This window comes from Citrobacter sp. Cpo221 (assembly GCF_030332345.1).
In the GTDB taxonomy this organism is placed as follows: Bacteria; Pseudomonadota; Gammaproteobacteria; order Enterobacterales; family Enterobacteriaceae; genus Citrobacter; species Citrobacter portucalensis.
In genome coordinates this window covers 80,965-103,841 of the sequence record NZ_JAOWIA010000062.1, presented here as the reverse complement: position 1 = coordinate 103,841, position 22,877 = coordinate 80,965, and the positions used below count along the sequence as shown (strand labels likewise).

Genomic DNA, 22,877 nt, shown 5'->3' with positions numbered 1-22,877 from the left:
TCTTTCGCATTTCAGGCAAATAACTAACGTGATCGTAAAAACTATCGCTGTGGCTGCGCTAATGTACGGGGCGGGTGCTTTTGCAGCACATGCTTCCATTCAGGTGGGTTTTTCACCGGAAGGATCGGCTCGGGCTTTAGTACTGGATTCAATCAACCATGCGCAGCACAGCATCGATATGATGGCTTATTCATTTCAGTCTGCAGATATTGTTCATGCATTGGTCAACGCTGAAAAGAGAGGCGTTGTGGTTCGGGCTGTTATCGATAAGAAACGAAACCAGGGTAAGGTGAGCCAGAAGGCCATCGCTTTTGCTGCCGCGAATGGGGTTGATGTTCAACTGGATGGTCACTACCACATCCAGCATGACAAGGTAATGATTATTGATGGCGACACGCTGGAAACCGGTTCGTTCAACTTTGCCAAATCCGCAGAATTTGCTAACTCTGAAAATGTGTTAGTTATTCGTGACGAACCTGCCGTTGTTGCGCAGTATCAGGCCCATTTTGACAGCCGTTGGAAAATCGCGCACCAGAGCGGTTAAATGTTTCACAACGCCGTTGATTTAAATGTGATGTTATATTATAACATTTCACTCGCAATTGATTTGAGGGTGAAATTTTGGCTATTCGTTTTAAGAAACTGACAATCGCTCTGGGGATGCTTTTAGTCAGTAGTTCGGTTCTGGCGCATGGTCATCATTCCCATGGTGCGCCAATGAGTGAAGCAGAACAAAAGGCGTCTGAAGGGGTATTTGATGATAACCAGGTGCAGAACAGGGCGCTGACCGACTGGGATGGCATGTGGCAATCTGTCTATCCGTATCTGGTCAGCGGCGAGCTTGATCCGGTGTTCAAAAAGAAAGCGGAGAAAGATAAAAGCAAAACGGCAGAACAAATCAAAGCGTATTACCGTACAGGCTATGCAACCAACGTAGACACTATCGGTATTGAAAATGGCGTGATGGAGTTTCATACCGGGAATCAGGTTGCATCATGTAAATACGACTATGCCGGATATAAGATCCTAAATTATAAATCAGGCAAGAAAGGTGTACGGTATCTGTTTGAGTGTAAAGCTGCTGACAGCAAAGCGCCAAAATATGTGCAATTTAGCGATCATATTATCGCGCCGCGTAAATCGAGCCACTTCCATATCTTTATGGGAAATACCTCGCAGGCAGCCTTGCTTGAAGAGATGGAAAACTGGCCTACCTATTACCCTTATCAGTTGAAGGGAGAAGAGGTTGTGGATGAGATGCTGCACCATTAATCCGGGCTAACCTTATCTGTACACACCCGTCACCAGTGGCGGGTTTTTTAATTCATAACCTTTTCTTTCCATCACCCGATGCATTCGTTAGCATATTGTATCGCAGCAAGTGCATGTGTTTTTTCAGGAAGAGGTTAACGTGTTCGCAGAGTATGGAGTTCTGAATTACTGGACGTATCTGGTGGGAGCCATTTTTATCGTGTTGGTACCGGGGCCAAATACGATATTTGTGTTGAAGAACAGCGTCGGTCGGGGAGTGAAGGGTGGTTATCTCGCCGCAAGCGGTGTGTTTATCGGTGATGCCGTGCTGATGTTTTTGGCCTATGCCGGTGTTGCCGCATTGATCAAAACAACGCCTGTTTTGTTCAATATCGTTCGCTATCTTGGCGCGTTTTATCTGCTGTACCTCGGTGCGAAGATCCTGTATGCGACACTGAAATCGAAAGCAAGCGACGCCGCACCTGAGGAAGTCCCGTTTGGCGCTATTTTTAAGCGAGCATTAATTCTGAGCCTGACGAATCCCAAAGCTATTTTGTTTTATGTTTCGTTCTTTGTGCAGTTTATTGATGTCAATGCACCGCACTCAGGGCTGTCATTCTTTATTTTGGCCATTACGCTTGAAGTAGTGAGCTTTTTCTATCTGAGCTTCCTTATTTTCTCCGGCGCGTTTGTGACGCAGTATATTCGCACGAAGAAAAAACTGGCCAAAGTGGGTAATTCCCTAATCGGCCTGATTTTCGTTGGTTTTGCCGCTCGTCTGGCCACGCTTCAGTCGTGATGCCAATGGCCCGCTGGTTGCGGCGGGCCTTCAATATGACGCTTTGCTTTTCATTTATAATTGTAGGGTTATAACCAATAAATGGTATTTTAAATGTATATTTTGAGGCGTACCCTGTGTACAGCAGCGATTCAATAAGACTCGCTGGTTGTCGACTGGAAAAGGGAAGAAAAATGCTTCAAATTCCACAGAATCATATCCATACACGCTCTACACCATTCTGGAACAAAGAAACTGCGCCTGCCGGAATTTTCGAACGCCACCTTGATAAAGGAACTCGTGCTGGGGTTTATCCACGACTTTCGGTTATGCAGGGGGCGGTCAAATATCTCGGATACGCCGATGAACACAGTCCGGAGCCAGTAGAGGTGATGGTTATTGAAGCCGGTCAGTTTGGCGTTTTTCCGCCGGAAAAATGGCATAACATCGAAGTGATGACCGACGACACTTACTTTAATATCGATTTTTTCGTTGCCCCGGAAGTTCTGATGGAGAGTGCAAATCAACGAAAAGTCGTGCGCACCGGCAAGGAGTAAATCATGGGCAAAGCAACCTATACCGTAACCGTGACCAATAACAGCAACGGTGTTTCTGTTGATTATGAAACAGAAGCGCCGATGACATTACTGGTGCCGGATGTGGCAGCAGAAGTGGTCAAAGACTTGGTCAATACCGTTCGTTCGTACGATACCGAGAATGAGCATGAAGTCTGCGGATGGTAGGTATTAAATACTCTTACTGATTGAATACAAAGAATTTTAATGTACTAACCGCACAGCGTTTTGACGGCGCTGTGCGGTTATTTTATTTGTGTTGAACGTAGTGATGTCCGAAAAAAGATTCCTTAAGAATACCTTAAGAAATCCGCATTGAATGCTAATTGTCGATCATTCACAGGAGTTATGATCGCAAAAAAGTAACAGTACAGAACATCGCGCTTATGAAACTGAATACCCAAATTACATTCCCCACACTTATTCTAGGACTGGTCATTGTGGCGATCCCGTTCACCGCGAACTGGAATCTTCCGCTGCTTAACGGCACCGTCGTCAGATGGATCGAAAATGGGCAGGCGCTATGGCTACTGTTTGGTGCGGTATTTACCCTTGGCTATATTCGGCCTTTATCACGACCTGAAGGCGAGAAGCAATTTTGGCTTTGGGCAGCCGCGTGGTGGTTGGTATTGCTGGGGAGAAGCACCAGTTGGGGCCGCGACTATTTCCCGGAGCAGCCTAAACTTCTGTTCAGAGCTATCTCTGTTGTAATGATTTCCATGATTATTCTGCCGGTGCTGTTGTCGAAGCGCTTACGCCTGGATATTGTCCGACGCGTGCGTAATGAACCGCTACCGCTCTGGCTGCTGGCGATCACCGCCTGCGCATTTTTGATTTCCGATACGGTAGAGCATCATCGTCTGCTGGCTCCCATCTTCCTGCACAATGCCCAATATGGCGATATGATTGAAGAATTGTACGAACTGCCGTTTATGGCTGGCCTGTTTCTGATGAACCTCGGTTTTATGCAGCGGGATATGCAGGAGGAATCTGCCTCCATCCGTTTCAGTGAACCTCACCTGGTAAAGTAATGAGATAAGACCTGAGTCTGGGTAACCAGACTCAGGTGGCGATGGTGGGGAATTACGCAATGGCCTCACATAAGCGTGATTTCATGTCGCTATACGATTGAGCGGCATACTTTTCAGCCCACCTCTGATCGCTAATGTGCTCGATATTTACGGCACAATATTTGGTTTCCGGCGTTTTCGAGATTGGATCGAGGTTATCCTGGGTCAACTCGTTGCATGCACCAATCCACCATTGATAGGTCATATAAACCGTTCCGGAATTGATGCGCCCGGATACATCCGCACGGCTGATGACCTTACCCCGACGCGAGCTGACCCACACCAGATCACGATGACGGATACCGAGTTTTTCGGCATCATGGGTATTGATTTGCACATATCCTGGTTCATCAGCCAACGCTTGTAACGCTGCGCAGTTACCGGTCATAGAGCGACAGGAGTAATGCCCAACCTCACGCACGGTACACAGTACCAGCGGATAATTGTCATCCGGAACTTCTGCGGGCGCTCGCCACGGTGCGGCAAACAGTTTGCCTTTGCCGTTGGCGGTATCAAACTGGCTGTGTGCGTAAAGGTATGGCGTACCAGGACTATCGAGATCCGGGCATGGCCACTGAACATGCCCCATTTCCCCCATTTTCTCATAGGTCACGCCGTAGAACAGCGGACACAGCTCGCGCATCTCATCCCAGATTTGCTGGTTATTTTGATACTGCATTGGATAGCCCATTTCGCTGGCCAAAAGGCTGATGATCTCCCAGTCACGTTTTACATCAGCGGTGGGTTCAATCGCTTTCTCAAAACGCTGGAAGCCGCGATCGGCGCAGGTAAAGACGCCGCCATGTTCGCCCCATGAGGTGGCGGGCAGGAGAACATCGGCCATTTCCGCTGTCTTAGTCATGAAGATGTCTTGCACGACGATAAAATCGAGCGCGTTAAACCCTTCGCGGACCAGGCCCAGGTCGGCCTCGGTTTGCAGCGGATCCTCTCCCATGATGTAGTAGGCTTTTATTTTGCCTTCGATAGCCAGGTGTGGAACTTCAGTGATGCGCGTTCCAACCTTGTCATCCATCTGATTAACGTCAATGCCCCATGCGCTGGCGAATTTTTCCCTGACTGCGGAATCGGTCACGTCCTGATATCCCGGGAACTGGTTAGGTAGTACCCCCATATCGCACGCACCCTGCACGTTATTTTGCCCGCGCACCGGACCAACGCCGACGTTAGGGCGACCCAGATTCCCGGTCAACAACGCCAGGCTCGATAAACCGCGAACCACATCAACAGCCTGACCAAACTGAGTGACGCCCATCCCCCACATTACGGTTGCCGATGGTGCTGCGGCAAATGTACGCATTGCCTGACGAACCTGCTGTGCGGGAACGCCGGTCAAATGTTCAACCGCTTCAGGCGCATAGTCTTTAACGGTTTCCCAGTATGTTTCCAGCCCTTCCGCATGCTTTTGCACATACTCGCGATCGTAGAGTTGCTCTTCGATAAGAACATGACCAAAGGCATTAACCAGAGCCATGTTGCAACCGTTTTTCAACTGCAAATGTTGGTCAGCAATACGAGCGGTTTCAATACGACGTGGGTCGCAGACAATGATTTTTGCGCCGTTCTGGCGAGCTTTAATTACCCGGCGGGCTACGATTGGGTGCGAGTCGGCGCAGTTATAACCAAAGATCAGCAGACATTTTGAGTTTTCAATGTCGCTGATGGAATTGCTCATGGCGCCATTGCCTAACGTTTCTTGTAACCCGGCAACGGAAGGACCGTGACAGACGCGGGCACAACAATCGACATTATTGGTATGAAGTACACCACGTGCGAATTTTTGCATCACGTAGTTAGTTTCATTTCCGGTTCCCCGGGAGGAGCCGGTGGTCATGATGGCGCGAGGACCATAGGTTTTTTTGATTTCAGACAGGCGTTTTGCGGTGTAACGAATGGCTTCATCCCAGCTAACGGGCGTGAATTTTCCACCTTTTTCATAACGGATCATCGGGCGAGTCAGACGGGGAGTCAGGAGGCGAGTGTCGTTAAGAAAGTCCCAACCATAATAGCCTTTCAGGCATAACTGATTTTGGTTCGTTACACCCTCTGCGGCTTCGGCACGGATGATTTTGTTATTTTCGACAACAAGCTTGAGCTTGCACCCGGCCCCACAGTATGGGCAAACACTGGTGATTTTTTTCATCAATAACAGACCTGTTAAATGCTGAAATAGCGCGAATTGTAGACGCAGCCACGCGATAAGCACCGCGGACTACGATTTGTCGTAGCGACGGGTTGTTAAAGCATAAAGTGTGCCAGAAGTGAAAACCCAGCAATAACGGGGCTGACGGCAAAAGCGTTAAGCATAATGACTGACGATTCGACATTAATGACGAGGAGCGGCAAAAATTTAGCCTACCGGTCAGCAGTCATAACCTTATGAAACATCGGAAAAAGATGAAAATATGAAGTGATGACGATCACAAATTTTAATTTTTCAGCGCTATGCTATGCTTTTATACAACGAGTGAATCGTTAATTTAAAAACATAAGTGAGGAAAATTATGGGCATTATTTCATGGGTGGTTTTCGGTCTTATCGCTGGGATTTTGGCAAAATGGATTATGCCGGGTAAAGATGGCGGCGGATTCTTTATGACCATTATCTTAGGGGTTGTCGGTGCGGTAGTGGGTGGCTGGATCAGTACCTTCTTTGGTTTTGGTAAAGTTGATGGTTTCAACTTCGGCAGTTTCGTCGTAGCGGTTATCGGTGCGATTGTGGTGTTGTTTATCTACAGAAAAATCAAAAGCTAAGTAAACATACAGACAATAGAGGCCACTGATAAGTGGCCTTTATTTTGGTTACCACCACCCCAGTTCCGTGCCCAGAACCACGATGATCGCCACGCCAATCATAATAATCGTTGTTTTTTTCATCGTTATGCTCCCGGCGCAGCGTAGCCGCCAATAAAAAACCAGGATAAGAAAACGACAGCGGAAATGAAAATAATGACAGGGAAAATAATACCGAGTCGCATACGATTATCTACCAGAGTTATTTAAAGACGAGCCAGCATAGCAGGGCTTAATGTACGACAAAAGGGGTTTTATCCTGACGCTTTTTATCCTGATACATTGCGCTGTCTGCAAGATGAAGCGCACAGTTTACATCAGTCTCCAGCGGATCAATTTCCACCACACCCAGACTGGCACCAGGATAATACAGATGAATATCACCCAGGTGGTAGTCACCGCAAATCTGCTGTTGCAGCTGATTTTTCACCTGCTGCAGACGCATAAGCTGATCAAGTTCATCTTCCGCTGACAGGCGAACGACTAAAAATTCGTCACCGCCCAGTCGACCGAGAATGTCATTATCACTACATTCACGGAGCAGGCGCTGCCCAATCTGGATCAGGAACTGGTCACCAACCTCGTGGCCAAAGCGGTCATTAATCAGTTTGAAATCATCCAAATCGATATAGGCAACAACTATCTTCTGCCTGAGGTGGCGGGCAAGCGAAAAAAGGGTCTCCAAATTTTCAAAAATTGCGCGCCGGTTCGGTAACCCTGTCAGGGCATCGGTGTAGGAGTGAGCAATCAGCGCGGCGTTCGCTTCACGTAACTGAGCAACCAGCGACTCTTTTTGAATCGACTGGGCGATCAGACCGGCAAACAGATGTAATACTTGTTCTCCACGTTGGCTCAGTGCCTGCTGACGGCGGCTGGTAGCGCAGAGTGTACCGTAAAACGTTCCGTCCGGAAGATGAACGGGAGTACTTAGAAAGGTGGTGATGTCCAGTGCGCGAGCAGCGGTACATTCCGGCCAGCGTGCGGGCACGTTGTCACTGTACAGACAGTTTTCCTCAATCGCGCGTTTGCACAGCGTTTCATCCCACGGCACGGATAGCCCTTCGGGGATCTGCATTTGGCGGCTATTACGCGCATACAGAATATGCTGCAGACGGGCATCCAGATCGACCTTGGTCAGGTAGGTTGATTCCATCTCAGTCACCATCTCCAGCATCTCCAGAAGTTGGCGAACCAGACTCTCAACTGACTGCTCCGTAGCTAAGGATTGTGAGACTCTGGCAAGGATCATGTCCGACATGAGGTGAAATGCTCCTGAGTAATGATTGGGCTGACGTTGCCCGCATGATAGAACATCGAGGTGAAAGATGAAACACGCCATCCAGCTCAGAATGTTAACATAAAATGGATAGCTGACAGGAAAACATGGAGATAGATGGAAAGTCGGGGTAACCTGCCAGGATAAGGTTTTTAACAGGAGTAAATATGAAACTGGCATCTATTTTTTTGCCCGGCTTGCTGGTGCTGGCGGGGTGTACCACGGAACCGGAAGCGCCTGTGCCACCAAAAGTTGGCATGGCGAATCCAGCATCGGTGTATTGCGAACAAAAGGGTGGCTCGTTGATTGCGGTGCAGACTCCGCAAGGTGTTAAGTCTGACTGCAAACTACCCAACGGGGAAGTAATTGATGAATGGTCACTCTGGCGTAGAGATCATCCGGCAACGGCCAAGTAATACGCGGTCAGCATTGACGTAGCCACTCAGCGAGCACCAGTGCGTGGTTTTGCTGGGTATTTTTCGCTGCATACAGTAGCGTTAAGGTTTGCTGTCGGGCAATCTCTGCGAGGCGCTTTCCTTCCAGCTGCTGTTGGGCCAGCTCTGCGCGATATTGCTCGGAAAAGTGTGAAAAATCGATCAGTTCTGCGTGGAATGCTTTGCGCAATTCAGAGGATGGCGTCAGCGTTTTGTTCCATTCGTTGAAAGCAAGGTCAGTCTTTTTTATCCCGCGTGGCCACAACCGGTCGACCAACACGCGGTAACCATCACTTTTTTCTGCCGGGTCATACACACGTTTACACTGAATCTTCATCTCTTCATCCGCTCCTTTCAGCTACCGCTCAGGTATTTATCATCAACTTTATTACGGTTAAATAAGATCGTAAAACGTGACCATTATAGCATTTTGCCTGTCCTGACTCCCAATTTAAGGGATTGTGATACCACTAAAAAGTCGGTAGGCTGAGGCTCCTTATGCTGTCCCTTATTGTCAGGACACAAGGAAAGCTTAATGGAAATTTCCCCAATTAAAGATACGCTTCGCATTGCGCTGGTGGGTGATTACAGCCCCGATATTGTGGCGCACCAGGCTATTCCCCTTGCTATCGATGATGCTGCCGCCGTTCTGGAATTAGTGGCTGATTACGACTGGCTAACTACATCTGATATCAACAGCAGTGAGGACTTGATCGGCTATGATGCCATCTGGGTCGTTCCAGGCAGTCCATATCGCCATCTTGAAGGGGCGCTGATAGCGATACGCTACGCGCGTGAAAACAGCATCCCATTCCTGGGTACCTGCGGCGGCTTTCAGCATGCGATTCTGGAGTACGCCCGCAACGTGCTGGGCTGGAGCGATGCCGGCCACGCCGAGACGGACACCACGGGTCGAATGGTGATAGCACCATTGACCTGCTCGCTGGTAGAAAAAACGGATGATATTGAGCTGCGGGCCAATACGCTGATTGCCAAAGCCTACGGGCGGGATGTTATCACCGAGGGATATCACTGCAACTATGGCGTATCGGAGGATTTTGCCGCCGAGCTTGAAAGCGGCGATCTTCGGGTGACCGGTTGGGATGAGGTTGGTGATATTCGTGCCATTGAGCTGGTGACGCATCCATTTTATGTTGGCACGCTCTTTCAACATGAACGCGGAGCGCTGGCGGGAAAACCCGTGCCGTTAGTTCAGGCGATGCTGCGCGCCGCGCGCGGATAAAAAAACGGGCAGGTTGTTCACGAACCTGCCCTGTGCATTATGCGCTCGCGATCTCCCGATTGCGCCCCGCGCACAAACCAAATACCGCCATCAGCATCGCTAACACGGCGACCCCGCCAAGAGGAATCAGCCAGCTATCGTTGAGGTCGTGAATTTTCCCCATCAGTGGTGGTCCGCAGGCCGCCAGTAAATATCCGACAGACTGTGCCATGCCGGAGAGGGCAGCAGCCTGATGCGCTGAGCTTGCGCGCAGGCCAATAAAGGTCAAGCCGAGGATCATCGTCGCGCCCGAGCCAAAGCCAAACAGGATGGTCCATAGCAATGCCTGGTCGGGCATTATGGCGAATCCCGCCGCGCCGACGGCGCACATTAATGAAACCAGAGCGGCGATGGCGCGCTGATCCTTAAATCTGTTCAGGACGAGAGGAATCAATAATCCCGGCGCGGCGGTCGCCAGCTGCAGTAAACCATGTAGTGAACCGGCCTGCGACTCGCTGTAGCCGTGACTGATCAAAATAGCGGGCAGCCAGCCGATGATGACGTAGTAGATAAGCGAATTGATCCCCAGAAACAGCGTCACCTGCCAGGCGAGGCTGGAGCGCCAGATCGCGCGGGAATGCAGCGCGCGCGAGTTGCTCAAGCTGGCATTGGCCGTCTGGCGGCATTGGGGTAACCAGATAATCAGCGCCAGTAGCGGAAAGGCCATCAGTACCATCAGCGCACCGCGCCAGCCAAACCCGTTCAACGCCAGCGGTACCACAATGGCGGAACCCAGTGCCGCTGCCGCGCCCATGGTCAGCGAGTATGCGCCAGTGAGCTTCGCCACATGCTGAGCAAAATCACGCTTAATCAGTCCGGGTAAAAGCACATTGCCCAAGGCGATTCCGCAACCAATGATCGCGGTGCCGCTAAACAGGAATCCGGGTGAGGGCAGCGAACGTATCGCAATACCAGCGCAAATCAGTAGCATAGCGACACACAAGCTGCGTTCGATACCCCAACGGCGCGCAACGGCGGCAGCCAGAGGTGAAACCAGTGCGAAAGCCAGCAGTGGCAGGGTGGTCAGAAGCCCCGTCTGGGCAGTGCTCAGACCGTAGTCGGCGCGAATTGCATCCAGCAACGGGGCAGCTCCGGTAAAGGTGACGCGCAATGTGGTGGCAATCATCAGGATCCCCGCGATCAGCAACGCTGCGTTCTTGCCACGGGAGGAAGGAGTATTTGTCATTTTTTTCTCATATCGTCAGGCGAGGCGATACCTTAGCGTTTTTACACAATGGATGAATCAAGCTAAAATGACAGTTTATCGCTTAAATCGGACATTTTTATGTTAGGACTGAGGCTGGATGGATATGAACCGGATCTTCACCACGATGCGGCCGTGGCGTTTTGTATTCAGGCCCGGGAAGATGAACTTTTTAGTCCGCTGCATCAGCACCGTAAAGGCCAGTTGATTCTGGCGTTGCATGGCGCGATCACTTGTGAGGTTGAAAATGCTATGTGGATGGTGCCCCCGCAATATGCGGTGTGGATCCCCGGTGAAATTCCACACAGCAACCACGTTACCGTTGGCGCACAATTATGCTTTTTGTTTATTGAGCCGCAGGCCGTCGTGATGCCCGATCGTTGCTGCACGCTGAAAATTGCTCCGTTGTGCCGGGAGCTTATTCTGGCGCTGGCATCCAAAACGGATGCCCAACGGCTGGAGCCGGCAACCCAGCGGCTGACGCAGGTGTTGTTTGATGAACTGCCGCAGCAACCCCAGGAGCAAATGCAGTTGCCGGTTTCCGATCACCCGAAAATTCGCAGAATGGTCGCAACGATGGCGAGAGAGCCTGCACAATGGCAGACGTTGGGACAATGGGCCAGCGTATTTGCGATGAGTGAACGTAACCTTGCTCGCCTGGTCGTCAAAGAAACGGGGTTGAGTTTTCGCCGCTGGCGTCACCAGCTCCAGCTGATTCTGGCGCTGCAGGCGTTAATTGATGGTCGCAATGTACAACAGGTCGCGCAAATGCTTGGGTACGATTCGACCACAGCATTTATCACTATGTTCAAAAAAGGCCTGGGACAGACACCAGGCCGTTATCTGAACGGGCTGGCTACTGCTTCCCAACAATCAATGAGACCAGACCTGCCGCAATAAGCGGCCCCACTGGCACACCGCGAAACAGCGCCACGCCCAGTACCGTGCCCACCAGTAAACCAGCAACAAGCTGAGGCTGGCTGCCCATTAGCGTAACGCCGCGTCCGCCAAGCCAGGAGACAAATACCCCAACGGCAATAGCAACCAGTGATTTCCAGTTCACAAAGGAGTGGATGAGCGTGGAGGGCGGTAGCGTTCCGCTGGCGATCGGCGCCATGACGCCAATGGTCAGAATTATAATCCCGACGGTCAGGCCCTGTTTTTCAATCCAGGGAAAGAAGGTATTCAGAGGGGTAACACGGACAATAATCAGCACCAGAATTGAAACAGCGACAGTGGTGTTGTGGCTGACAAAGCCCAGAGCTGCCAGTCCGAGCAGGATCAGCAGAGTGACATCAAACATCGTAGTTTCCTTGCCAAAAGAAAAAATAAGCCTGCTTACTGTACGCGTAAACGCGTGACGGAACAGGCTTTTTTTAATGATTATGATTTTTTTTGGGCTAACGCACGAAGCGATGTTTTTTACTGCTAACTTGGGCAGTTATTGTGCTCTGCGGAACGGGATTAATTCCGGTTTCGCGATGCGCAGGTAATCTGCGGTATCCATGATCACGGATTTTTCCAGCATTCCGGCATTGAACGCAATTTCATTAAAACGCTCAAACAACAGCGGGTCGGCGACCAGCTTGAGATTCGGATGAAAACTGAACGGTGGGATAGCACCAAATACGCAGCCTGTTAGTTCATCTACCTCCGCCGGGCTGGCAAGTGACGCTCTCAACCCGCCAATATGGCTGGCCAACAGGCTCAGGTCCGCCTGCTGATCGGCAGAGAGGATCGCCAGAACATGCTGATTGACGCCGTTGCCTTTTACTTTGCAGACCAGCGCTTTTGCACCCTGACCCAGTGCGGTACCGCGAATTTCAGAGACAGCTTCACATTTGCCTACGGCTTCATGGCTGACTACGCGGTAGGTCGCACCGTGTTCTGACAACAGGGAGATTAAACGCTGGTGCGTTGCGTTACCTTTGTTTACTTCCGTCATGACTTACTCCTGGTACAACAATGAAAATCCTGTCAGAAAAATGATTACGCATCGGTGCGTTTTTTCTGTTTGTTCAGGTAGAGCTGTGCATCAGATGCTTTGTAGGCATCATCAATGGTGTCGTTTGGCTGCATATTATAAATTCCGACAGAGAAGCTGATTGATCTATCTTGCGCAATAATTTGTAAGTTATAGCGAATCCTCTCCAGCAGGCGGGGCGTTAATTCACTGGGGTGATCGATGAGGATAATGCAAAACTCATCGCCACCGAGGCGGATGGCATAGTCACTTTTGCGAATGGACGTTTGAATAGCTTTGGCCAGGAGGGTGATAATGCGGTCGCCTTCCTTATGCCCCAACGTATCATTAATAACTTTTAGTTTGTCGCAATCAATAGCGATAAAGGTCACGAGGGTGCCGGAGTTTACTAACTGTTGTAAACGCTGTTCGAGCGTCGGCGTTAGAATTTTACGGTTGTAGAGCCCGGTCATCGCGTCACTGATATTTTCCCGCGTGACGTTGTGATACAGCCGAAAATGCGTTCTGACCATATTCAGCAGCAATATCGTTGCCAGTAGATAGAACGCGAATATCTTCCAGGACGAGACAATAAAGTACATAACATCAAGTGAGAGTGTGATGCGTATACCGCCAGGAATGTCCTTCTCATAGTGAACATAGCGGAACAGATCGGATTCACTTTTATGAACGATAATCTCTTTACCTGAACTGGTGTCAGAGACCGTGACGTCAAGATAGCGCCAGACAAGAGGGCGGTCGCTGGTATAGAAAATATTCTGTAAATTCTCTTTGTTAATATCCACCATCACCACACCTTTTAACTTACCGGTGTAGTAGACCGGTGTTAAAAAGCTCATCACTTTTTTCTCAGTCAGGTTATCTTCATAAATACTGGAGATCACCGTGCGGCCGGTGAAAATACCGTCAATATCATTCTGGTCGATTCCCAGCGTACCTTTTTGCAAAAACGACCAGTTGTGTATCGCAAATTTCCGCGAGTCGATCAAATCATAGAAATAAACGTAGTTATTTTTGAGATCGACGTAATATCGAAATTTATACTCCAGCGTCCCTAATCCCTGACCGTAATCTTTCTGCTGGCGATTAACATTGACCGCCCGGTCAAAAGAGGGCAGCAGAAAAATGTCATCAAGCTGTTCGCTACATTTTGTTGAGGTGGTCTGCAACGTACCGTGTAAAGGCTGATAGTTGCGCTTAGTGAGATTGAACCCATGAGTGCCGTTAACGCTGTCGAAAGCGGAGCAAAGTGCTTTTTGCTGTTCGAGCGAGGCTGGCTCCTGGGGGGAGGAAAATGTACGCATCAGATGGGCTGCGATGCTCTGATTTGTGTACTTATCATAGAGAAACGATGAGTCGGCTTTCTCATTGATATAGCGCATGTACGCATTCATTGCTTTATCGCTGGCAATGAGCTCATAAACCAAAAAAGAAGACGTCAAAACAATTACGCTGACGGAGATAAAGAGCCTGAGCGCTTTATGATGCAATTTCATAATGATTTACAGCCCTGTAAGTCTGATACTTCAGTCTATCACACGGCATACATCCGCTCTAACGCTACGGGCAAGGACATTTTGTAATAAAAATCATTCGCGCGCTTCACCTTTAACTCTTAATGTTGTATTTATAATGCAACTTATAGAAAGGAGACAGGCCAATGAGCGCGACTGAAAAAGCGGGTCATACATTTTTAGCCAGCCTGGGCAAAACCCGTCTGCGTCCGGGCGGCGTTGAAGCAACAGAATGGTTGTTTAGCCAGTCACAGCTGACGCCCGGCAGCCAGGTGCTTGAAGTGGCGTGTAATATGGCGACGACGGCGATAGAGTTAGTTCAACGCTATGGCTGTACGGTATACGCCATTGATATGGATAAAACCGCACTGTCAAACGCAAGGAATAACGTAGCGGCAAATGGTCTGGAAAATCACATTCATGTGATGGCTGCAAACGCCAACACTCTTCCTTTTGCGGATAACAGTTTCGATGTTGTGATTAACGAAGCCATGCTGACAATGTATGCCGACAAAGCGAAGGCGAAGTTAATTGCCGAATATTATCGCGTGTTGAAGCCCGGTGGACGTCTGCTCACCCACGATATTATGTTCACCGCCCAGAAACTGGGTGCGGGCGATCAGGACCAGCTTGTTGATGTGGTGAAATCAAACGTTAGCCCAATGACCAGACAAGGCTGGCGTGATTTGTTTCTTAACTGCGGGTTCGAACAGGTCCTGCAGCAGAATGGCAACATGTCGCTGATGTCGCCGCGCGGATTAATTCGTGATGAAGGGCTTACAGGGGCGGTTAAAATTGTGTTTAACGGCTTACGCACGAGCGAAAATCGTCGTCGGTTCCTGAAAATGTTTCGCTTCTTTCGTTCGCAACGTCATCAACTCAACTACATTGCCTGCTGCTCTGTAAAGGGAAAATAAAAAGGATAAACGGATGAACATTGATAAAATGAAAAGTCAGCATGTTGAAATCCTTGAGAAAATTTCATTTTTACGTAAGTTGAGCCAGGCAGGTGTATCATCCAACGCGCAGGAAATTGCTACTGCGATCGTTAGCATGAGTGCGATTATAAAAACGCATTTGTCTGCTGAAGATCAGTTCCTTTATCCGCATATTGAGCAGGATGGAAATAGCAAGCTCAGACAGGTTAGCTCAAAATTTCAACGCGAAATGACGGATATTGTCAGCGATTATGACGTATTTTCCCGGCGCTGGAATATTGCCAGTAAATTAATAGGCAATGATGAAGCATTCAGACGCGATGCCAACACTGTTCTACGCAAAGTGTTTGAGCGTATGCAAAAAGAAAATAAAGATTTCTATCCGCTGGTGGAAAGGATGTAGGATCATTTTTCGTGCTGAACGGAATGCACCACACCCGGAAAAAAATCAGCCAGAGAAGATAACCTCTGGCTGATTTATTTAGGTGGTTAACTATTGTTGGTCGTACTTTGTTTATGAAACAGTTCGCGGAATACCGGGTAAATATCATCCTGGTCGCGGATATGCTGCATCGCAAAATTATCAAAGGTTGATTGCAGATGTTCGTATTCACGCCACAAGGTTTGGTGAGCGCGGCGAGTGATTTCGATATAGCTGTAATAGCGTACCACTGGCAGCAGTTTTTTCGCCAAAATCTCATGACATAGCGGTGAATCATCAGCCCAGTTATCACCGTCCGATGCCTGTGCAGCATAGATGTTCCATTGGGCAGGGTTGTAGCGATCTTTCACCACTTCATCCATTAACTTCAGCGCACTGGAGACAATGGTTCCCCCGGTTTCCTGAGAGTAGAAGAACTCGTGCTCATCCACTTCTTTCGCCTGGGTATGGTGGCGAATATAAACCACCTCCACGTTCTTATAGGTCCGACTTAAGAACAAATACAGCAGGATATAAAAACGTTTAGCCATATCTTTGGTCGACTGATCCATTGAACCAGAGACGTCCATCAGGCAGAACATCACCGCCTGGCTGGAAGGGTCGGGGCGTTTTTCATAATTCTTGTAGCGTAAATCAAAGGTGTCGATAAATGGCACGCGTTCGATTTTTGCCCGTAGTTCGGCAATCTCTTTGCGTAACCGTTCCTCTTCCAGCAACTGCGCTGGTTCGCTTTTCGCGATGGTTTCCAGATCCGCTTCGAGAGCATGCAGTTCGCGACGCTTACCCGCTGTCATCGCCGTGCGGCGCGCCAGTGAGTTTTGCAGGGATCGCACCACGCTGATGTTGGCAGGCACACCGTTAGAGGTAAAACCTGCCCGGTGCGTTTTGTACTCCGTTAACTGACGCTGCTGATTCTGCTTCAGGTTAGGAAGTGCTAAATCTTCGAACAACAGATCGAGATATTCATCTTTAGAGATCTGAAAGACGAACTCATCCTGACCCTCACCATCCTGGCTGGCCTGGCCTTGTCCGCTTCCTGAACCGCCACCGCCGCCCTGTGGGCGTTCAATGCGGTCATTCTGCACAAAATGGTCGTTACCCGGATGCACGCGATGGCGCAGACCACCACGTCCCTGATGAAACATTGGTTCGCTAATATCATCAGTCGGAATAGAGACAGATTCGCCGCTATCCACATCAGTCACCGAACGCTTGTTAATGGCCTCGGAGATCGACTGTTTAATTTGCGATTTATAACGGCGTAAGAAGCGCTGGCGGTTTACCGTGCTCTTGTTTTTGCCGTTAAGACGCCGGTCAATAAACCAGGTCATAAGCCCCCCGTACTGCCAACTGTTCGCCATGTCTGTAAGTGCCGGATGGCGCTGGCGCTATCCGGCCTACGGAACATTGTTTTGCAAGCCCGGTAAGGCATGCGCCACCGGGCACTTATGTTAAGACGATTTACGTACGCGCAAATACCATTCGCACAGTAAACGCACCTGTTTACGCGTGTAGCCTTTTTCCATCATACGGTCGACAAAATCGTCGTGTTTTTTCTGCTCGTCAGTCGAGGTTTTAGCATTGAACGAAATGACCGGCAGCAACTCCTCGGTATTGGAGAACATTTTCTTCTCAATAACCGTGCGTAGTTTTTCGTAACTGGTCCAGTTTGGATTGCGACCGCTGTTATTCGCTCTGGCACGCAGAACAAAGTTGACGATCTCGTTACGGAAATCTTTCGGGTTACTGATACCCGCCGGCTTCTCAATTTTCTCCAGTTCTGAGTTCAGCGACTCGCGGTCAAACAGCTGACCGGTATCCGGGTCGCGATACTCCTGATCCTGAATCCAGAAATCCGCATAAGTGACATAACGGTCGAAAATGTTCTGTCCGTATTCGGAATAGGATTCGAGATAAGCTGTCTGGATCTCTTTGCCGATGAATTCAGCATATTTCGGGATCAAATAGCCTTTCAGGAACTCAAGATAACGCTCAGCTTGCTCCTGCGGGAACTGTTCACGTTCGATTTGCTGCTCCAGTACGTAAAACAGATGTACCGGGTTAGCTGCCACTTCGGCATGGTCAAAGTTAAAGACGCGAGAGAGGATCTTAAACGCGAAACGCGTGGACAGACCGTTCATTCCCTCATCAACCCCGGCGTAATCCCGATACTCCTGATAGGATTTCGCTTTCGGATCGGTATCTTTCAGGCTTTCGCCATCGTAAACGCGCATCTTCGAATAAATGCTCGAGTTCTCAGGTTCTTTCAGGCGAGAAAGAATGGTAAAGCGAGAGAGCGTTTCCAGCGTGCCCGGTGCGCAAGGCGCATGGGTCAGCTCACTGTGGTTAAGCAATTTTTCGTAAATTTTGATCTCTTCAGAGATCCGCAGGCAATAAGGCACTTTGACGATGTAAACACGGTCAAGGAACGCCTCATTGTTTTTGTTATTACGGAACGTTACCCATTCGGACTCGTTCGAGTGGGCAAGAATAATCCCGTTAAACGGCAGGGCAGAGATACCTTCTGTACCGTTGTAGTTTCCTTCCTGGGTGGCGGTCAGCAGAGGATGCAGCACTTTAATCGGTGCTTTAAACATCTCAACGAATTCCATAATCCCCTGGTTTGAGCGGCACAGTGCCCCCGAATAACCGTAGGCATCAGGATCGTTCTGGGCGTGGTGTTCGAGTTTACGAATATCCACTTTCCCGACCAGCGCAGAAATATCCTGGTTGTTTTCATCACCAGGCTCCGTTTTGGCGATAGCGATCTGCTCCAGAATAGACGGCCAGACTTTGACGACGCGGAATTTTGTAATGTCCCCGCCAAAATCGTGCAGACGTTTCGCAGCCCAAGGCGACATGATCGTACCGAGATAGCGACGCGGGATCCCATACTCTTTTTCCAGGATCTGCGCGTCCTCCTGCGGATTAAACAGGCATAACGGATGATCGTTGACCGGGCTACGTTCGCCATTGGCACTCAGGACATAAATTGGTACTCTCTGCATCAGCGACTTCAGCCGCTCAGCAAGAGATGATTTTCCCCCTCCCACAGGCCCCAGCAGATACAGAATCTGCTTCTTCTCTTCCAGACCCTGAGCCGCATGTTTCAAATAAGAAACAATTTGCTCAATGGCGTCTTCCATGCCGTAAAACTCTTCAAAGGCGGGATAGCGTGCAATTACCCGATTCGAAAAGAGTCGAGAAAGTCGAGGTTCGTGGGCAGTGTCGACCATGACAGGCTCACCAATAGCCATTAATAGCCGCTCTGCCGCGTTGGCATAAGCACTGCGATCTTGCCGACAAGTGGTAAGAAACTCCTGCAGCGTGAACTCTTCGTCCTTGGCAGCTTCATAACGCTGGCGATAGTGATCGAATATATTCATGGTATGCCGTCCTTTCGTTTTTTAGCACATGTTAAGAGCCGTTCATATGAATAGTAGAGGCCCCTGAAGAGGTAAACTGAACGACGTCGCTGCTGAGGAAATAAGCAACTCTCATGCCATTTTAGTGGTCAGGAGATCAACGTATTCGGTGATACACCTTCTAAAATTAAGCGTAGATGGCATTTGCAAAACTTGCCTGTGTGCGCAAATGAATTTCAATGGCATATCAATAACTCATCAGCAAAAAAAGCACATCTTATGTAAAGAATTGGAGCGGGATTCATGCGGTGTTCATCGTCCTGCAAGCAAAATGTCATCACTCGCTGAGAAATTAGGGGGTTACATTCTGGGGCGAATACGTAAAATAGTTGGGCTGAAGCGTATTGGCGGTTACACTTTGACCGCTACACATTTGAATAAGGAATTATGGATTGTGACCAAACTCAAACTTCTGGCACTTAGCGTCCTTGCCGCAACCGCAGTTAGCACCGCACAGGCTGAAAGCCAGTGGACTGTTGGCGCGGGTGTCGGCGTGATTAACAGCCCATACAAACAGTATGACCGCGATGTTTACCCTGTTCCGGTTGTCACCTATGAAGGCGATAATGTGTGGTTCCACGGCTTGGGTGGCGGTTACTATTTGTGGAATGACACGACAGATAAGCTTTCCATCATGGCGTACTATGATCCGACGCATTTCAAGCCAGGTGATAGCGATAGCCATGCTTTGCGCCAACTCGACAAGCGTAAAAGCAGCATGATGGCTGGCCTCTCGTATGTACATAACACCCAGTATGGTTTCCTGCGTACTGCACTGGCGGGTGATACTCTGGATAACAGCAACGGCTTTATCTGGGATCTGGCTTGGCTCTACCGTTACACTAATGGTGGGCTGACTCTGACGCCGGGTATCGGTGTGCAGTACAGCAGCGAAAACTACAACGACTATTATTATGGCGTGTCCAATCACGAGTCTCGCCGCAGTGGTCTGAAAAGCTACAACGCTGACGATGGATGGGATCCGTACCTGGAGTTGACCGCGAGCTATAACTTCCTTGGCAACTGGAACGTATACGGCACTGGCCGTTATGTGCGTTTGAGTGATGAAGTGAAAGACAGCCCGATGGTCGATAAGTCCTGGTCTGGCATCTTCTCGGTGGGTGTAACCTACAAGTTCTGATACTAATGCGCGTCAAACACTAGCCCGCATCAGTGCGGGCTTTTTTGTGCTTGACGGAGATGAATATTGATCTAAAACATGAGATTTGATTTTTTGTGCTGTTTTGGCATTCTGTCAGGCTACAACGAATTTTTAACGTATTATTCCTGTCGCTGTTACTAAAAATATACTTGCTATTTTATTAGCCTGTTATCTATTCATTTTTGAACGAAATAAAGTCGTGATGGTTTAGCAAATCATTGTCATGAAGTAATGGTTTGTAGCTATTCAATGCGTTGATAATACTAAAATTTACGAACGAGGTAAGCGTAATTTTCTTATTTTTAAGCGCAATGAAAATTATTGATAACTCTTTTAGCATGTTTATCTCATGGCGAAAGTTAACTTTCATGTGAAAAAAACAAAAATTAATCGATTGATTTTAATTTTACATCTTTAGGTGTTTATCTGAAAAAATTAAAATTGACATTAAATATTCCATTGCAGATTTTAAGTAAACTTTAAAGTAGCGACAGCAACTCTTCATGGCATTAAATATAATACGCCATGTGGATTTTTTGAGAATAAACCTGGTATATATAATGAAAAAGTTAATCATGATAGCTGTGATGGGCGGGATTCTGGCTGGTTGTTCCACCGAGGCTTCACGCATGAATGCTTGCGAAAGTAAGGGTGTGAGCCGTGATGCCTGTTATGTTGCGGAGCAAAACCGTCAGGCGACAATCAATGCTGCTGCTGAAAAACAGGCTATGGAAAACGCGCAAAACGTGTATGGCACAAATGATACTAATTCCAGCCATCACCACAAACACGATAAGTATTAAGGTGTAACGTATGAAAAAATTAATTATTATCGCTGCGTTGGTGGCTTCCTCTGCTGCACCTGCGTATGCCATTAGCGAGGCTTACCGCCAGCAGTTACAACATGAACATAAAACCATGGTCAGTGACGCGAATGCCCCGGTACACGCCAGTAAAATCACGCCCGTGCATGTGAATAAACTTGGAGTGGACTTTAAACGTGGTGCTGATGGCATTGCTTATATTAATGGCAAACCTGCGGCAAATGATGAGAATAGTGCAGAAGCTCAGTCTTATAGCGCAGGTTTGATTTCCGTCATCGTCTATAAAAACGGAAAAATCAACGCCATGAAAGAGGGAAAATATCTAGGTCGGTTAAAATAACCACTTCGTAGTTAAGATTTTGTATTATCTCGGCCCGGGAACATCTGCTGTTCCCGGGCTTTTTATTTCGCTCGCCTTAACGATCGGTTTCCAATCCATGATGGTGCAATTTGTGCACCCTAACAGGACACATGCGCGTTGTTTTGCTTTACTGTGGTGCATTAACACAGGAGGGTGCGATGACAGCGAAACAGGTGACGTTTACAAACCAGGTATCGCTTCCTGCTATTGGGCAGGGAACATGGTACATGGGCGAGGATCCAAGCCGACGCCGGGATGAAGTGTCTGCGCTGCAGGCCGGACTGGATCTAGGCTTGCGATTGATTGATACCGCAGAAATGTACGCTGATGGTGCAGCGGAGGAGGTAGTGGGTGAAGCATTAACGGGGCGGCGTGATAGCGCTTTTTTAGTCTCGAAAGTTTACCCATGGAATGCCGGCGGACAGAAAGCCATTGCCGCCTGCGAAGCGAGCCTGCGTCGACTGAAAACTGATTATCTGGATCTCTATTTGCTGCACTGGATGGGCGATTTTTCATTTGCAGAGACCGTCGATGCCATGGAAACACTGATTGCGCAGGGGAAAATCTGCCGTTGGGGCGTCTCGAATCTCGATTATGATGATATGCAGGCGTTATGGCAGGTACCCGGTGGACGAGAGTGTGCAACTAATCAGGTGCTTTATCATTTAGCCTCGCGCGGTATTGAATATGATTTACTGCCGTGGTGCCAGCAGCAGCAGATGCCGGTCATGGCATACAGTCCGCTGGCCCAGGCGGGACGACTGCGTGGCGATTTGCTTTCTAACTCTGTGGTGAATGACATCGCGCACGCGCACAATGTTAGCGCTGCGCAGATTTTGCTGGCATGGGTGATTCGCCAGTCGGGTGTAATAGCAATTCCGAAAGCCGCAAGCGTAGCGCATGTCGAACAAAATGCCGCCGCGCTGGAGATAACGCTCTCTGTAGATGAGTTGAAGCAGTTAGATAAGGCGTATCCGGCGCCAAAAGGTAAAACCGCGCTGGATATGGCCTGATTTGCCAAATGCCGATGTTCCCACAGCTTATCAGGCCTACGGCTGCGTGTAGTTTGTAGACCGGATAAGGCGTTGGCAGCATCCGGCACGGTGCGCGGAACTGCCTGATGGCGCTGTGCTTATCAGGCCTACGGCTGCGTGTAGTTTGTAGGCCGGATAAGGCGTTGGCCGCATCCGGCACGGTGCGCGGAACTGCCTGATGGCGCTGTGCTTATCAGACCTGCGGCTGCGTGTAGTTTGTAGACCGGATAAGGCGTTGGCCGCATCCGGCACGGTGCGCGGAACTGCCTGATGGCGCTGTGCTTATCAGGCCTATGGCTGCATGTAGTTTGTAGGCCGGATAAGGCGTTAGCCGCATCCGGCACGGTGCGCGGAACTGCCTGATGGCGCTGTGCTTATCAGGCCTACGGCTGCGTGTAGTTTGTAGACCGGATAAGGCGTTGGCCGCATCCGGCACGGTGCGCGGAACTGCCTGATGGCACTGTGCTTATCAGGCCTATGGCTGCATGTAGTTTGTAGGCCGGATAAGGCGTT

26 protein-coding genes and 1 pseudogene are annotated in these 22,877 nt (G+C 49.2%); 16 read left to right on the top strand and 11 right to left on the bottom strand.

Annotation, left to right across the window (positions count from 1 at the left end):
* The first annotated feature begins 28 nt into the window (after window positions 1-28).
* From OGY72_RS23210 to OGY72_RS23185, 6 genes are all read left to right on the top strand, one after another.
* Window positions 29-544, top strand: coding sequence for a phospholipase D family nuclease (locus OGY72_RS23210; RefSeq protein ID WP_126318400.1), 516 nt, complete (start codon window positions 29-31; stop codon window positions 542-544).
* 77 nt (window positions 545-621) lie between these two features.
* On the top strand, window positions 622-1,272 hold the full coding sequence (zinT, locus tag OGY72_RS23205) for a metal-binding protein ZinT (protein WP_003832427.1): 651 nt from the start codon (window positions 622-624) through the stop codon (window positions 1,270-1,272).
* Window positions 1,273-1,411: 139 nt separating this feature from the next.
* Window positions 1,412-2,050 carry a leucine efflux protein LeuE gene (gene leuE / locus OGY72_RS23200; protein ID WP_003832429.1) on the top strand — a complete coding sequence of 213 codons (639 nt, stop codon included), beginning with the start codon at window positions 1,412-1,414 and terminating at the stop codon, window positions 2,048-2,050.
* Window positions 2,051-2,223: 173 nt separating this feature from the next.
* Complete coding sequence (gene yeaR, locus OGY72_RS23195; protein ID WP_003030735.1) at window positions 2,224-2,586, top strand: DUF1971 domain-containing protein YeaR; 363 nt, start codon at window positions 2,224-2,226, stop codon at window positions 2,584-2,586.
* Between the two features lie 3 nt (window positions 2,587-2,589).
* Complete coding sequence (locus OGY72_RS23190) at window positions 2,590-2,772, top strand: DUF1869 domain-containing protein (RefSeq protein ID WP_003832433.1); 183 nt, start codon at window positions 2,590-2,592, stop codon at window positions 2,770-2,772.
* A 218-nt stretch (window positions 2,773-2,990) separates the two neighbouring features.
* Window positions 2,991-3,635: a hypothetical protein gene (locus OGY72_RS23185; protein ID WP_063941469.1), complete on the top strand. Its 645-nt coding sequence runs from the start codon at window positions 2,991-2,993 to the stop codon at window positions 3,633-3,635.
* A gap of 52 nt (window positions 3,636-3,687) precedes the next feature.
* Here OGY72_RS23185 and fdhF read toward each other — a convergent pair whose 3' ends face one another.
* A complete protein-coding gene (fdhF, locus tag OGY72_RS23180) occupies window positions 3,688-5,835 on the bottom strand; it encodes a formate dehydrogenase subunit alpha (RefSeq protein ID WP_286549791.1) in 2,148 nt (715 codons plus the stop codon).
* Window positions 5,836-6,196: 361 nt separating this feature from the next.
* On the opposite strand from fdhF, the gene OGY72_RS23175 reads away from it, so the two are divergent.
* Window positions 6,197-6,445, top strand: a complete 249-nt coding sequence (locus OGY72_RS23175; RefSeq protein WP_003832440.1) for a GlsB/YeaQ/YmgE family stress response membrane protein — start codon at window positions 6,197-6,199, stop codon at window positions 6,443-6,445.
* Window positions 6,446-6,493: 48 nt separating this feature from the next.
* Here the strand turns inward: OGY72_RS23175 and yoaJ are convergent, their stop codons facing one another.
* Genes yoaJ through OGY72_RS23160 form a run of 3 tightly spaced genes read right to left on the bottom strand, consistent with a single transcriptional unit; the run spans window position 6,494 to window position 7,742 of the window.
* Entirely contained in the window at window positions 6,494-6,568 is a 75-nt protein-coding gene (gene yoaJ / locus OGY72_RS23170) for a protein YoaJ (protein ID WP_095533175.1), read from the bottom strand.
* A gap of 2 nt (window positions 6,569-6,570) precedes the next feature.
* Window positions 6,571-6,669, bottom strand: coding sequence for a YoaK family small membrane protein (locus OGY72_RS23165; RefSeq protein ID WP_032941789.1), 99 nt, complete (start codon window positions 6,667-6,669; stop codon window positions 6,571-6,573).
* A gap of 47 nt (window positions 6,670-6,716) precedes the next feature.
* A complete protein-coding gene (locus tag OGY72_RS23160) occupies window positions 6,717-7,742 on the bottom strand; it encodes a sensor domain-containing diguanylate cyclase (RefSeq protein WP_003832442.1) in 1,026 nt (341 codons plus the stop codon).
* A gap of 185 nt (window positions 7,743-7,927) precedes the next feature.
* Between OGY72_RS23160 and OGY72_RS23155 the strand changes: the two genes are divergently transcribed.
* On the top strand, window positions 7,928-8,176 hold the full coding sequence (locus OGY72_RS23155) for a putative hemolysin (protein ID WP_003832443.1): 249 nt from the start codon (window positions 7,928-7,930) through the stop codon (window positions 8,174-8,176).
* Between the two features lie 7 nt (window positions 8,177-8,183).
* On the opposite strand, the gene OGY72_RS23150 is transcribed toward OGY72_RS23155, so the two are convergent.
* Entirely contained in the window at window positions 8,184-8,531 is a 348-nt protein-coding gene (locus tag OGY72_RS23150; RefSeq protein WP_126318394.1) for a DUF488 domain-containing protein, read from the bottom strand.
* A 198-nt stretch (window positions 8,532-8,729) separates the two neighbouring features.
* On the opposite strand from OGY72_RS23150, the gene OGY72_RS23145 reads away from it, so the two are divergent.
* Window positions 8,730-9,437: a CTP synthase C-terminal region-related (seleno)protein gene (locus OGY72_RS23145; protein WP_003832447.1), complete on the top strand. Its 708-nt coding sequence runs from the start codon at window positions 8,730-8,732 to the stop codon at window positions 9,435-9,437.
* Between the two features lie 37 nt (window positions 9,438-9,474).
* Here OGY72_RS23145 and OGY72_RS23140 read toward each other — a convergent pair whose 3' ends face one another.
* Window positions 9,475-10,662 carry a CynX/NimT family MFS transporter gene (locus OGY72_RS23140; RefSeq protein ID WP_003832449.1) on the bottom strand — a complete coding sequence of 396 codons (1,188 nt, stop codon included), beginning with the start codon at window positions 10,660-10,662 and terminating at the stop codon, window positions 9,475-9,477.
* A 99-nt stretch (window positions 10,663-10,761) separates the two neighbouring features.
* Between OGY72_RS23140 and OGY72_RS23135 the strand changes: the two are divergent.
* Window positions 10,762-11,560, top strand: a pseudogene (locus OGY72_RS23135) (AraC family transcriptional regulator).
* On the opposite strand, the gene OGY72_RS23130 reads toward OGY72_RS23135, so the two are convergent.
* The 3 genes from OGY72_RS23130 to dgcJ all read right to left on the bottom strand — a co-directional run bounded on the left by OGY72_RS23130 (window position 11,537) and on the right by dgcJ (window position 14,160).
* A complete protein-coding gene (locus OGY72_RS23130) occupies window positions 11,537-11,983 on the bottom strand; it encodes a DUF441 domain-containing protein (protein WP_003832453.1) in 447 nt (148 codons plus the stop codon). The pseudogene OGY72_RS23135 and the gene OGY72_RS23130 overlap by 24 nt on opposite strands.
* Window positions 11,984-12,121: 138 nt before the next feature.
* Window positions 12,122-12,625 (bottom strand): YbaK/prolyl-tRNA synthetase associated domain-containing protein, encoded by a 504-nt coding sequence (locus tag OGY72_RS23125; protein WP_126318388.1) that lies wholly within the window; start codon window positions 12,623-12,625, stop codon window positions 12,122-12,124.
* A 44-nt stretch (window positions 12,626-12,669) separates the two neighbouring features.
* On the bottom strand, window positions 12,670-14,160 hold the full coding sequence (gene dgcJ, locus OGY72_RS23120; RefSeq protein WP_286549784.1) for a diguanylate cyclase DgcJ: 1,491 nt from the start codon (window positions 14,158-14,160) through the stop codon (window positions 12,670-12,672).
* 164 nt (window positions 14,161-14,324) lie between these two features.
* Between dgcJ and OGY72_RS23115 the strand changes: the two genes are divergently transcribed.
* Together OGY72_RS23115 and OGY72_RS23110 are read left to right on the top strand one after the other, a co-directional pair.
* Window positions 14,325-15,095: a class I SAM-dependent methyltransferase gene (locus OGY72_RS23115; protein ID WP_126318384.1), complete on the top strand. Its 771-nt coding sequence runs from the start codon at window positions 14,325-14,327 to the stop codon at window positions 15,093-15,095.
* Window positions 15,096-15,108: 13 nt separating this feature from the next.
* A complete protein-coding gene (locus tag OGY72_RS23110; protein ID WP_126318382.1) occupies window positions 15,109-15,519 on the top strand; it encodes a hemerythrin domain-containing protein in 411 nt (136 codons plus the stop codon).
* 86 nt (window positions 15,520-15,605) lie between these two features.
* Here the strand turns inward: OGY72_RS23110 and OGY72_RS23105 are convergent, their stop codons facing one another.
* Window positions 15,606-16,889, bottom strand: a complete 1,284-nt coding sequence (locus tag OGY72_RS23105) for a YeaH/YhbH family protein (RefSeq protein ID WP_126318380.1) — start codon at window positions 16,887-16,889, stop codon at window positions 15,606-15,608.
* Window positions 16,890-17,009: 120 nt separating this feature from the next.
* Window positions 17,010-18,944, bottom strand: coding sequence for a protein kinase YeaG (yeaG, locus tag OGY72_RS23100; protein ID WP_003030707.1), 1,935 nt, complete (start codon window positions 18,942-18,944; stop codon window positions 17,010-17,012).
* A gap of 433 nt (window positions 18,945-19,377) precedes the next feature.
* On the opposite strand from yeaG, the gene OGY72_RS23095 reads away from it, so the two are divergent.
* The 4 genes from OGY72_RS23095 (at window position 19,378) to OGY72_RS23080 (ending at window position 22,343) form a co-directional block, all read left to right on the top strand.
* On the top strand, window positions 19,378-20,124 hold the full coding sequence (locus tag OGY72_RS23095; protein ID WP_063941476.1) for a MipA/OmpV family protein: 747 nt from the start codon (window positions 19,378-19,380) through the stop codon (window positions 20,122-20,124).
* Between the two features lie 581 nt (window positions 20,125-20,705).
* Entirely contained in the window at window positions 20,706-20,948 is a 243-nt protein-coding gene (locus tag OGY72_RS23090) for a hypothetical protein (protein ID WP_032934433.1), read from the top strand.
* A gap of 10 nt (window positions 20,949-20,958) precedes the next feature.
* On the top strand, window positions 20,959-21,309 hold the full coding sequence (locus OGY72_RS23085) for a hypothetical protein (RefSeq protein ID WP_003832469.1): 351 nt from the start codon (window positions 20,959-20,961) through the stop codon (window positions 21,307-21,309).
* Between the two features lie 179 nt (window positions 21,310-21,488).
* Window positions 21,489-22,343, top strand: a complete 855-nt coding sequence (locus OGY72_RS23080) for an aldo/keto reductase (protein ID WP_126956079.1) — start codon at window positions 21,489-21,491, stop codon at window positions 22,341-22,343.
* The last annotated feature ends 534 nt before the right edge of the window (window positions 22,344-22,877 follow it).